Origin of the sequence: Pseudomonas sp. MYb185, assembly GCF_002979975.1 — a bacterium.
GTDB lineage: Bacteria > Pseudomonadota > Gammaproteobacteria > Pseudomonadales > Pseudomonadaceae > Halopseudomonas.
This window is the reverse complement of sequence record NZ_PCQD01000004.1, coordinates 251,248-262,899: the sequence shown is the minus strand read 5'-3', so window position 1 is coordinate 262,899 and position 11,652 is coordinate 251,248. Positions and strand designations below refer to the sequence as shown.

The window sequence follows — 11,652 nt, the reverse complement described above, 5'->3', positions numbered from 1 at the left end:
AGTCACCTTTATCTCAGTGCTGAGTTAAACTTCTGATCTATCGAGCTGACAAGGAATGTCGCCATGCCGCCACTTTCCAAGAACCGGAGCGGGCCATGCAACCGCTGCGCCTGACACTCCTCACTCTGCTGTGCCTGCTGAGCAATGGCGCCTGGGCGGACATCCTGCTGGTGATCAAGCCGCGGGAAACGGAGCTGACCCGCGCCTTCGTCGACGCCCTGCAGCATCAGCGTCCGGCCGACACCCTGCTTATTCAGCTGCTCGGCGAGCCGCCCAACCCCGGCGGCGCCACCATCATCACCATGGGGCCGGAGGCTCTGGACTGGCGCCTGCAGCAGACATACGTAATACCCACCATCGCCACCTATATCACCCTCGACCAGCTCGGCCCACATCCCAGCAGTGACCAGCCGCCCTTCGTGCAGATACTGCTGGCCAGCGCCAAGCCTGAACGTCAGCTGTCGCTGGCCCAATTGCTGATTCCCCGCCTGCACTCCGCCGGGCTGCTGTACAGCAGCGAGCAACGATGGCAGCTACCGCTATGGGAAGCCGCAGCGCAACGCCGCGGCCTGACCCTGCATGCCCGCTCGGTCGCCACTCAGCAGGATCTGCTGCGGCGCCTGGCCAGCGTGCTGAACGCCAGCGAAGTGCTGATCGGGCTGGATGACCCGCAGGTCTACAATGCCAACAACCTCAAGCCGCTGCTGCTCGGCAGCTATACCCGCAATCGCGTACTGATCGGCCCTTCAGCGCCATTCATCGCCGCCGGCAGCCTGAGCACCACCTACAGCTCGGCGCAGGACATGGCTGACAGCGTGCACGCAATGCTGCAGGATGACTGGCACCCTGGCGCGGTGCGCTATCCCGAGCGCTTCTCGGTATTGAGCAACCCGCAGGTAGCCCACTCGCTCGGCCTGCCACCGCCGCAGGACGCCGAGCTGCAGCAGCGGATTCATGCAGAGGAACAAGCATCGCCATGAACATTGTGCAACGCGGCAGCATTCACCGCCGCCTGATCATGATTGCCCTGCTGCCGGCCACTCTGCTGGGGGTCATCCTGCTCGCCTACTTCACCCATGTTCGTCTGGACGCACTGAACCAGGAGATGCAGACCACCGGCCAGTTGATTGCCGATCAGTTGGCACCGGCCACCGAATATGCCGTCATTACCGGCAACCTCATCCTGCTGGAGACCCTGATCAACAGCTCGATGAAGATCCCGCATGTACAGCGCATCGAAGTATTCGACAGCAAGGGCAGATCCCTGGCGATGCAGCATGCCAGCCAGATCCCGAGCACCCATCTGCGCATGTTCCGCGCCGATATCCAGCGCCAGCGTGTGCCCTTGCACTATGACCTGTTCCTGCTCAATACCGATGACAGAGCCAATGGCGCAGCGGTGAAAGTGGGCATGGTCGAGGTAGGGCTCAGCTTCCAGGCCTTCATTGAACGCCAGCGCAGCATCATGTGGCGCAGCCTGCAGCTGGGCGCGCTGGTGCTGCTCGCCGCCCTGTTGCTGTCCATGCGACTGGCCCGGGCCTTGGCCACGCCGTTGATCCAGATGCGCCAGTCAGTGCAGGCGCTGCAGGACGGCCGGCTGGATGCCCGCCTGCAGGTGAACGAAGACAGCCAGATCGGCGAGCTGATGACCAATATCAACCGGCTGGCCGCTACCTTGCAACAGGCCGAGGTACAGCACCGTGAGGCCATGGCCGAGTTGATCGCCGCACGCGAACAGGCCGAGCATGCCAACCGGGCCAAGTCCGACTTCCTGGCAATGATGAGCCATGAACTGCGCACCCCGATGAACGGCGTCATGGGCATGCTGCAGTTGCTGGAAACCACCGACCTGAGCGAAGAGCAACTGGAGTACGCGCGTATCGCCAGCGAGTCCACCGACCACCTGCTCAAGGTCATCAACGACATCCTCGACCTGTCCCGCATCGAGCGTGACGCCTTCGAGCTGGAGCAGATCCGCTTCGACCTGTCCTCACTGATCAGCCGCACCGCCATCGCCTTCGATTACGCCGCCGCGCAGAAAGGGCTGCAGCTGATCGTCGCCCAAAGTGGCGAGCCGCCCGCCCCGCTGGTGGTGGGTGACCCCACCCGACTGCGGCAGATCCTGGTCAACCTGCTGGGCAACGCGCTGAAGTTCACCGAGCAGGGCAGCATCCGCCTGCACGCGCATTGGCATCTGAATGCCAGCGGCATGCTGGAACTGGTGTGCGAGGTGGTCGACAGCGGTATCGGCATCGACAATGAGCGCCTGGAACACATGTTCGATGCCTTTCAACAGGGCGACAGCAGCACCTCGCGGCGTTTTGGCGGCACCGGGCTGGGCCTGTCGATCGCCCGCAATTTCGCGCACAAGATGGGCGGCCAGCTGCACGCCAGCAGCCAGCCCGGCGCCGGCTCCTGCTTCACCCTGAGCGTCCCCCTGGGCCTGGCTGACCAGACCGTCAGCCAGGCCCCAGCCACCTCCCCGACGGCAGCGCGGCCGGGCTCGCTGCCGGTATTGCTGGTGGAGGACAACCCGGTCAACCAGATGGTCATGGAAGGTATGTTGCGCAGCCTGTCACAGCCAGTGGTGGTGGCCGATGACGGCCATCAGGCACTGCAACTGCTGAAGGACCCGCAACAGGCGTTTTCCCTCATCCTCATGGATATCCAGTTGCCGGACATCGATGGTTTCACCGTGTATCGCTGGTATGTCCGGCACTGCACCGAGACGCATGCCGAGCCACGTCCCTGCATCGCCCTGACCGCCAGCGCTTCCCAGGAAGACCGCCAGCGCAGCGAAGAAGCGGGCATGCAGGGCTTTCTCGCCAAGCCGGTGACCCGCAAGGCGCTGCAGCAGTTGCTCGAGCGCTGGACCTGAGCATCGCGCCCGGCTCCCCGGGGAGCCTGTTCGGGGAAGCTATCATCGAGGTTGATCGGCCATTATTCCGCAACGCCGAAGGCATGGATTCACACTGATAAAACGGAGACACTGGGGCACCATCATCATTCTCAGGGGCCCATCAGGAATGAGCGTTTCAGCCGATTATCCGATAACACTCGAATCACCCTTCACCACTCTGCCTGAACTGCTGGCGCTGCATGCGCAACATCGAGCCAGTCACCCAGCCCTGATCCAGGATGATCGCCAGCTCACCTATGCCGAACTGGATGCCCAGGTGAACCGGGCCGCCGCAGCGCTCCAACGCGATGGACTGCAACCGGGCGACTCCATCGCCATCTGCGCTGCCAACTCGATCCCCTACGCCATCCTGTTCCTGGCCGCGCTGCGTGCCGGCATGGTGGTTGCGCCACTCGCTCCCTCCTCCACCCCCGACAGCCTGATCACCATGCTGGGTGACTCCGCTGCCAAGCTGTTCTTCGTCGATCAGCCGGTGGACCAGGCGCTGCAGGCGGTCGCTTCGCGGATAGAGGTGCCGCTGCTGAGTCTGGATGACAGCCGCCCGGAAGCCGGCTTCAGCCAATGGCTGGGCAATACCCCGCCAAGCCCCGTCGCGCTCACGCCGGATACGCTGTTCAATGTCATCTACTCCTCGGGCACCACCGGCGAGCCGAAAGGCATAGTGCACAACCACCTGATGCGCTGGTCGCACATCCAGCGCGGCCTGGCGTTCGGCTATGGCCCCGATTGCGTGACCCTGATGTCCACCCCGCTGTATTCCAACACCACCCTGGTGTCCTTCCTGCCCACCATCGGTCTGGGCGGCACCCTGGTGCTGATGGGCAAGTTCGATGCCCGCAAGTACCTGGAACTGGCCCAGGAACACGGCGCCACGCATACCATGCTGGTCCCGGTGCAGTATCAGCGCATCATGGCCCGCGAGGACTTCGATCAGTACGACCTGTCCTCCTTCAAGGTGAAGTTCAGTACCAGCGCGCCCTTCCATGGCGAGCTCAAGGCCGACATCCTGGCACGCTGGCACGCTGGCCTGGCGGCCTGGTGGAGTTCTATGGCATGACCGAAGGCGGTGGTTCCTGCATGCTGGTCGCCCATGAGTTCCCCGACAAGCTGAACACCGTGGGGCATCCCCTGGATGGCCATGACATGCGGGTGATCGACGAGGAAGGCAACGAGCTGCCGACCGGTGAGATCGGCGAAGTGGTCGGTCATTCGATAGCGATGATGACCGGCTACCTGAACAAGCCGGAAAAAACCGCCGAAGCCGAGTGGTACGACAGTACCGGTAAACGCTTCATCCGTACCGGTGATGTCGGTCGTTTCGATAAGGACGGCTTCCTTACTCTCATGGACCGGCGCAAGGACATGATCATCAGCGGCGGCTTCAATATCTATCCCAGCGATCTGGAAGAAGTACTGCGCCAGCACCCGGACCTGCTGGAAGTCACCGTCATCGGCGTGCAATCCACCAGTTGGGGCGAAACACCTGTCGGTTACGCCGTACTCAAACCCGGCGCTGACACCACGGCGGAAAACATTTTGCAATGGTTCAACGGCCAGGTCGGCAAGACCCAGCGCCTGAACCGCGTCATCCTTACCGACGAGCTGCCGCGCAGTGCCATCGGCAAGGTGCTCAAGCGCGAGCTGCGTGATCAGTTCCAGGAGCTGTTCGGCGTTCTCGACTGAACAGCGCCCGCGCGCGGCTCGGCAGCTGCCGGGCCGCGTGGCCTGATATCGGCCGGCCCGACAAACGGAGGGCCGCCTTCGGCGCCGGTTCGCAGCAGCGGCAAAATTTCTCCCGGAAATTTTGTCCTCGAACGGCATCGCGGGTATCCTCAACGCCTCATCTGTCCGGGTGTGACTTTCACCACGCCGCGACAGTCTGAGCTTACGCTGGCGGATTTACCGTTCATCAACCCCCGCCATGCCGATACAATAGCGCCCCACCGAACGGGGAAGAGCAGGAGCCTCTATGTCAAAACAAAATGCGTATAGCCGGGAAGAACTGCTTCAATGCAGTCGTGGCGAGTTGTTCGGCCCCGGTAACGCACAGTTGCCAGCCCCCAACATGCTGATGATCGATCGCATCACCCACATCAGCGAAACGGGCGGCCGCTTCGGCAAGGGCGAAATCGTTGCCGAATTGGATATCCATCCCGATCTGTGGTTCTTCGCCTGTCACTTTGAAGGTGATCCGGTCATGCCGGGCTGTCTGGGTCTCGACGCCATGTGGCAACTGGTCGGTTTTCACCTCGGCTGGCTGGGCTTTGAAGGCCGCGGGCGCGCACTGGGCTCCGGCGAAGTGAAGTTTTTCGGGCAGGTCTTGCCGACCGCGAAGAAAGTCACCTATACCATACATATCAAACGCACCATCAACCGCGCCCTGACACTGGGCATTGCCGATGGCACCATGGCGGTCGACGGTCGCGAGATCTATACCGCCGAAGGTCTGCGGGTGGGTCTGTTCACTTCTACTGATAGTTTCTGAGGATCATCACTATGCGTCGCGTCGTGATTACCGGTATGGGCATTGTCTCCTGCCTCGGCCAGGACCTGGAAAGCGTGGCCGCCAGCCTGAAAGAAGGCAAGTCAGGCATTTCCCACAATCCCGAATATGCAGAAATGGGCCTGCGCAGCCAGGTCTCCGGCAGCGTGAAGATCGATCTGGACGCCGCCATCGACCGCAAGGTCAAGCGTTTCATGGGCGATGCCGCGGCATTCGCCTATCTGTCCATGCAGCAGGCGATCGCCGACTCGGGTCTGAGCGAAGAGCAGATCAGCAATACCCGCACCGGTCTGATCGCCGGCAGCGGTGGTGCCTCGACCCTGAACCAGATGGAGTCGATCGACATTCTGCGCGAAAAGGGCGTGAAGAAGATCGGGCCATACCGGGTTCCACGCACCATGGGCAGCACGGTATCGGCCTGTCTGGCCACGCCGTTCAAGATCAAGGGCATCAACTACTCGATCTCCTCAGCCTGTGCCACCAGCGCGCACTGCATCGGCAGCGCCATGGAGCAGATCCAGATGGGCAAGCAGGACATCGTGTTTGCCGGCGGCGGTGAAGAAGAACACTGGAGCCAATCCATGCTGTTCGACGCCATGGGCGCCCTGTCCACCCAGTACAATGACACCCCGGAAAAAGCCTCGCGTGCCTACGACGCCAAGCGTGACGGCTTCGTCATCGCCGGCGGCGGCGGCATGGTCGTGGTTGAAGAGCTGGAGCACGCCCTGGCCCGCGGCGCCAAGATCTACGCCGAGGTGGTGGGCTACGGCGCCACTTCCGACGGTTACGACATGGTCGCACCCAGCGGCGAAGGCGCGGTGCGCTGCATGCAGCAGGCGCTGGCCACGGTCGAGGGCAGCATCGACTACCTCAACACCCACGGCACCTCCACTCCGGTGGGCGACGTGGCAGAGCTCAAGGCGATCCGTGAAGTGTTTGGCGACAAGGCACCGAAGATCAGCTCGACCAAGAGCCTCTCCGGCCACTCGCTGGGTGCTGCCGGGGTCCAGGAGGCGATCTACTGCCTGCTGATGATGCGTGACAACTTCCTAGCCGCCTCGGCCAACATCGATGAGCTGGACGAGAATGCAGCCGATCTGCCGATCCTGCGCGAGCGCCTGGACCAGGCGGTTGACCTGATGATGTCCAACAGCTTCGGCTTCGGCGGCACCAACGCCACCCTGATCCTCAAGCGCTGGTCCGGCGCCTGAGTCTGACGGCGGGCAGAGCTCCTCTGCCCGCCGCTTTCTACCCTACTCCTGCCCCACCGCCTCAGGCGCCGGCTTGCGCCGCGACACCCGCCGCGCCATCAATGCCATGCTCGCCGCCACCACCCCACACAGCGTGATCATCCCGGCCATGGGCAATGCCGTACCATCATGCAGTACTCCCACCATGGCCGAAACCACCCCGGCAATGGCGAACTGCAGGGTGCCCATCAGCGCCGAGGCGACCCCCGCCTGATGCCCGTGCCCGGCCATGGCACAGGCTGATGAATTGGGCAGTACCAGGGCCAGCAGAGCCATGCAGATGAACAGCGGCACCAGCAGAGGCCACAGTGATGCGGTCTGCAACAATGCCACCAGCGACAGGGCAATGGTGCTGCACATGAATAACAGCGTGGTGACCTTGAGCAGCTTGAGTGGAGTACGGCGGCGCAGCAGTCGGCCATTGAGCTGGGCCGCCAGCACGAAGCCGGCCGAGTTCATGCCGAAGAACCACCCGTAATGCTCCACCGGCACACCATACAGTTCGATGAACACGAAAGGTGAACCGGCGATGTAGGCGAACATGCCGGCCATGGCAACCCCCCCGGTCAACGCATGGAACATGAACTCCGGCTCCTTCAGCAATCGACCATAGCGCCCCAGGGCACTCGATAGCTGGCTGCGCGGACCGTCCGCGGAGAGGGTTTCCGGCAAGCGGAACAACACCAGGAAGCCGAACACCCCGGAAAATACCGCGAGGGCAGCGAAGATCAGCTCCCAGCCACCCAGCAGCATCAGCCAGCCTCCGGCCAGCGGCGCCAGGATGGGCGCCACCCCCATCACCAGCATCAATTGCGAGAAGGCTCTGGCCGCCTCGATGGGAGTACAGAGATCACGAACGATGGCGCGGTTGACCACCATGCCCGCACAGCCACCCAGCGCCTGGGCGAAGCGCGCAGCGATCAGCCACTCCAGCGTCGGTGCCAGGGCGCAGGCAACCGAGGCCAGGGTAAACAAGCCGATACCGAACAGCAGTGGCTTGCGCCGCCCAAAACGGTCCGCCAGCGGGCCATAGAACAGCTGCCCGAGTGCCAGACCGATAAAATAGGCCGACAGACTCAGTTGCACATGTTCGGAGTCGGTAGCGAAGCTCTGCGCGATGGCAGGAAAGGCGGGAAGATAGAGATCGATGGCCAAGGGGCCGAAAGCACTCAGACCACCCAGGATGAGCAGTAAACGAAGGGTCATGTAACATCCACGAAGACAGAGCCGAACGGCAAAGGAGTTCGGCGGAATCGGCCATCATGCCAGATTCCGCCGTAACAAAAAAATACTCATGCCAGCGCGCAGCAACTCACGGCAGAGCAGAACCCCTGCTATTGCTCATGCAGTCGCGCGTTGAGCTGGTCGACAATGGGCGCCCACTCGGCATCGTCGCGCATCTCTTCCTTGAGGAAGGCGGCCTGGGCCGGGGTCCAGAATGGCGCATCGATCAGTTTCACATCCTGCGCCAAGGCATGGGTGGCGAAAAACACATCGATATCCTCAGGCCGGGAGGACAGGCCAAGTTGGTCGAACAGTGCACCTAGATCCTGGTTCGGCAATTCCATGGGTATCTCCTCTGATGGCTGATCACCCTTTTCATTAAAGCAGACCCTGCGGTTTCAGCCTGAATCATCCATACCAGGGTGACCGGAAACCGTCGGCAGTGCACAATTGCAGCTCCCCCTTCAGGAGAACAGCATCATGGCTGACCAACCGTATCTGGATGATGAGACGCTGGCCTTCGCCGAGCGCATGTTCGATCTGGCCCGTCAGGGTGAGGCCGAGCAACTGGCCCGCATGCTCGACGCTGGCCTGCCGGCCAACCTGCGCAACAGCAAGGGCGACAGCCTGCTGATGCTGGCCAGCTACAATGGCCACCTGCAGGCCGCGCAAAGCGTGCTCGAGCATGGTGGCGACCCGGAACTGGCTAATGATCGCTGCCAGACGCCATTGGCTGGCGTGGTGTTCAAGGGTGACCTGGCCATGGTCGAGCTGCTGCTGAGCCACGGTGCCGATGTCAATGGCTGCCCAGCGGGTGGCAAGACGCCGTTGATGTACGCCGCCATGTTCAACCGCATCGACATGCTCGAGCGCCTGCTGCAGGCCGGAGCCGATCCGCAGGCCACCGATACCGAAGGCCATACCGCGCTGGATCTGGCCCGCAGCATGGGTGCCAGCGACACCCAGGCACGCCTGGAACAGGGCTGAACATCCCACTCAGTTGCGCTGGATACCGTCCTTGTGACTGCGACCGACGTGGGATACCGGCTCCTCATCGAGGTAGTTGCCGCTGGCAGTCAGTTGCTGAAGTATCTGGCAGTCGGCGATGCCCCGCCCTTCGGTACAGCGCCGGCGCAGCTCCGTCAATTGCCGTTGCAGCGCCTGCAGGATCTCGATCCTGGCTGCCACATGCTCGATATGCTCATCCACCAGTTCATTCACCCCGGTGCAATCCTGGGTCGGATGATCGCGGTAATCCAGCAACTGGCGCACCTCATCCAGGGTCATATCCAGCGCCCGGCAATTGCGGATGAATACCAGCCGCTCGGCATGTGCCGGGGTATAGACACGGTAGTTGCCCTCGCTCCGCTCGGGCGGCGGCAACAGCCCGGCACGCTCGTAGTAACGGATGGTCACCACCTGGCAATGGGTCATCTTCGCCAGTTCACCGATCTTCATCAGCTATCACCTCGTCGGGAGTTGACTCTATAGTCGCTATAGGGTGTTCACTGCACCATAGCAAAGGAGAACAGCCATGACCAACTGCTGTGGTAGCCATAACACCGACACCCATGCCGCGCCAGCGGCAGCGCCCGCCTCCCCTGCCCGGGACGGGTCCGGCATCTCGAGCACTTTCCGCATCACCGAGATGGACTGCCCGACCGAGGAGCGCCTGATCACTGACCGACTGGGCAACATGCCGGGGATCTTCGGCCTGCAATTCAACCTGCTGGACCGCACGCTCACCATCAGCCACACCCCCGCAGCCCTGGACTCCGCCCTGCAAGCCATTCGTGCGCTGGGCTTTACCCCGCAGGCAGCCGATGCCGGCGACGCCGGTGTTGCCGAGGCCCCGCCGCCGCAGACTCTCTGGTGGCGGCTGGGGTTGGCGGGTGGTACCGCCCTGGGGGCGGAGATCCTGCACTTCAGCCAGTGGGGCCCGCAGTGGCTGGTCGCGGCGCTCGCCATCGCTGCCATTGCCCTGTGCGGTATGGGCACCTATGCCAAGGGCTGGATCGCGCTGAAGAACCGCAACCTCAATATCAATGCGCTGATGAGCATCGCGGTCACCGGCGCCATGCTCATCGGCCAGTGGCCGGAAGCGGCCATGGTCATGTTCCTGTTCACGGTGGCGGAACGGATCGAGGCACGCTCGCTCGACCGCGCCCGCAACGCCATCCGCGGGTTGCTGGACCTCACCCCCGAGACCGCCACCGTCCAGCAGGACGACGGTCACTGGCACCAATGCAAAGTGGTAGAGGTCGGCATCGGCAGCCGGGTGCGGATACGCCCCGGCGAGCGTATCGGCCTCGACGGCACGGTGCTCAGGGGACATTCGGCGGTCGACCAGGCGCCCATCACCGGCGAAAGCCTGCCGGTGGAAAAGGGCCCGGGCGACGCGCTGTTCGCCGGTACCATCAACCAGGCCGGCGAACTGGAGTACCAGGTCACCGCACCAGCCGGCGAGACCACCCTGGCGCGGATCATCCACGCCGTGGAACAGGCCCAGGGCTCCCGTGCGCCGACCCAGCGCTTCGTGGATCGCTTTGCGCGCATCTATACCCCGGCGGTGTTCGCCCTCGCCCTGGCCGTCGCCATCCTGCCGCCGCTGTTGATGAGTGCCGCCTGGCTCGACTGGATCTACCGGGCGCTGGTGCTGCTGGTGGTGGCCTGTCCCTGCGCACTGGTGATATCCACCCCGGTGAGCATCGTCAGCGGCCTGGCCGCCGCGGCACGCAAGGGCATCCTGGTCAAGGGTGGCGCCTACCTGGAAAGCGGTCGCGAGATCACCCACCTGGCGCTGGACAAGACCGGTACCCTGACCCACGGCAAACCGGTGCAGACCGACTTCCTGCCGCTGGTCGAAGGGGCCCCCGAGACCTGGCAGGCGATTGCTGCCAGCCTCGCCCAGCGCTCGGACCACCCGGTATCCCAGGCCATCGCCAGGCAGGCGGCAAGCCAGTCGGTAGCATTCCGGGAGGTGGAGCGGTTCAGCGCCATCCCCGGTCGCGGCAGCCGCGGCGGCATCGATGGCAACAGCTACCACCTGGGCAACCATCGCCTGCTGGAGGAGCTCGGTCTGTGTTCGCCGGCCATCGAGGCCCGCCTCGATCCGCTGGAGCGCCAGGGCAAGAGCGTGGTCATCCTCTCCGACGCTACCCAGGCACTGGTGCTGTTCGCCGTCGCCGATACGGTGAAGGACAGCAGTCGCCAGGCCATCAACGAACTGCACAGGCTCGGGGTGAAGACCCTGATGCTGAGCGGTGACAACCCGCATACCGCCGAAGCGATCGCCGCCCAGGTGGGAATCGACGAAGCCCGCGGCAACCTGTTGCCAAGCGACAAGCTGGAGCACATCGAAGCGCTGATCGAGCAGCGCAACTGCGTGGGCATGGTCGGCGATGGCATCAACGACGCGCCGGCGCTGGCCCGGGCCGATATCGGCTTCGCCATGGGCGCGATCGGTACCGACACCGCCATCGAGACCGCCGACGTGGCCATCATGGACGATGACCTGCGCAAGATTCCGGCATTCATCCGCCTGTCCCGCCAGACCCATGCGGTGCTGGTACAGAACATCGGCCTGGCGCTGGGCATCAAGGCAGTGTTCCTGGCACTGACGGTAACTGGCCACGCGACCATGTGGATGGCGGTATTCGCCGATATGGGGGTGAGCCTGCTGGTCATCCTCAATGGCCTGCGGCTGCTGCGCAAGTAAGGCAGCCTGGGGGTGGTATTCGTCGGCGCCAGCTTGC

Annotated in this window: 11 protein-coding genes; 8 read left to right on the top strand and 3 right to left on the bottom strand. The window is 63.4% G+C overall.

All coding sequences use genetic code 11. From position 1 onward, the window contains the following. The first annotated feature begins 95 nt into the window (after window positions 1–95). From CQ007_RS08150 to fabB, 6 genes are all read left to right on the top strand, one after another. Window positions 96–980 carry a hypothetical protein gene (locus CQ007_RS08150; RefSeq protein WP_105644951.1) on the top strand — a complete coding sequence of 295 codons (885 nt, stop codon included), beginning with the start codon at window positions 96–98 and terminating at the stop codon, window positions 978–980. After that, entirely contained in the window at window positions 977–2,878 is a 1,902-nt protein-coding gene (locus CQ007_RS08145; protein WP_105644949.1) for an ATP-binding protein, read from the top strand. Before CQ007_RS08150 ends, CQ007_RS08145 begins: the two co-directional genes overlap by 4 nt. A gap of 148 nt (window positions 2,879–3,026) precedes the next feature. Continuing rightward, complete coding sequence (locus CQ007_RS08140; RefSeq protein ID WP_371919808.1) at window positions 3,027–3,977, top strand: class I adenylate-forming enzyme family protein; 951 nt, start codon at window positions 3,027–3,029, stop codon at window positions 3,975–3,977. Continuing rightward, window positions 3,974–4,603, top strand: a complete 630-nt coding sequence (locus CQ007_RS19360; RefSeq protein ID WP_371919807.1) for a class I adenylate-forming enzyme family protein — start codon at window positions 3,974–3,976, stop codon at window positions 4,601–4,603. Before CQ007_RS08140 ends, CQ007_RS19360 begins: the two co-directional genes overlap by 4 nt. 286 nt (window positions 4,604–4,889) lie before the next feature. Then, complete coding sequence (gene fabA, locus CQ007_RS08135; RefSeq protein WP_105644947.1) at window positions 4,890–5,405, top strand: 3-hydroxyacyl-[acyl-carrier-protein] dehydratase FabA; 516 nt, start codon at window positions 4,890–4,892, stop codon at window positions 5,403–5,405. A gap of 11 nt (window positions 5,406–5,416) precedes the next feature. Next, window positions 5,417–6,634: a beta-ketoacyl-ACP synthase I gene (fabB, locus tag CQ007_RS08130; RefSeq protein WP_105644945.1), complete on the top strand. Its 1,218-nt coding sequence runs from the start codon at window positions 5,417–5,419 to the stop codon at window positions 6,632–6,634. A 42-nt stretch (window positions 6,635–6,676) separates the two neighbouring features. On the opposite strand, the gene CQ007_RS08125 is transcribed toward fabB, so the two are convergent. Continuing rightward, window positions 6,677–7,879, bottom strand: a complete 1,203-nt coding sequence (locus CQ007_RS08125; protein WP_105644944.1) for a Bcr/CflA family multidrug efflux MFS transporter — start codon at window positions 7,877–7,879, stop codon at window positions 6,677–6,679. Window positions 7,880–8,007: 128 nt separating this feature from the next. After that, window positions 8,008–8,241, bottom strand: a complete 234-nt coding sequence (locus CQ007_RS08120; RefSeq protein WP_105644942.1) for a DUF2789 domain-containing protein — start codon at window positions 8,239–8,241, stop codon at window positions 8,008–8,010. Window positions 8,242–8,377: 136 nt separating this feature from the next. On the opposite strand from CQ007_RS08120, the gene CQ007_RS08115 reads away from it, so the two are divergent. Continuing rightward, a complete protein-coding gene (locus CQ007_RS08115; protein ID WP_105644940.1) occupies window positions 8,378–8,884 on the top strand; it encodes an ankyrin repeat domain-containing protein in 507 nt (168 codons plus the stop codon). A gap of 9 nt (window positions 8,885–8,893) precedes the next feature. Here CQ007_RS08115 and cadR read toward each other — a convergent pair whose 3' ends face one another. Continuing rightward, entirely contained in the window at window positions 8,894–9,355 is a 462-nt protein-coding gene (gene cadR, locus CQ007_RS08110; RefSeq protein ID WP_105644938.1) for a Cd(II)/Pb(II)-responsive transcriptional regulator, read from the bottom strand. 76 nt (window positions 9,356–9,431) lie between these two features. On the opposite strand from cadR, the gene CQ007_RS08105 reads away from it, so the two are divergent. After that, a complete protein-coding gene (locus tag CQ007_RS08105; protein ID WP_105644936.1) occupies window positions 9,432–11,615 on the top strand; it encodes a heavy metal translocating P-type ATPase in 2,184 nt (727 codons plus the stop codon). Window positions 11,616–11,652 lie beyond the last annotated feature (37 nt).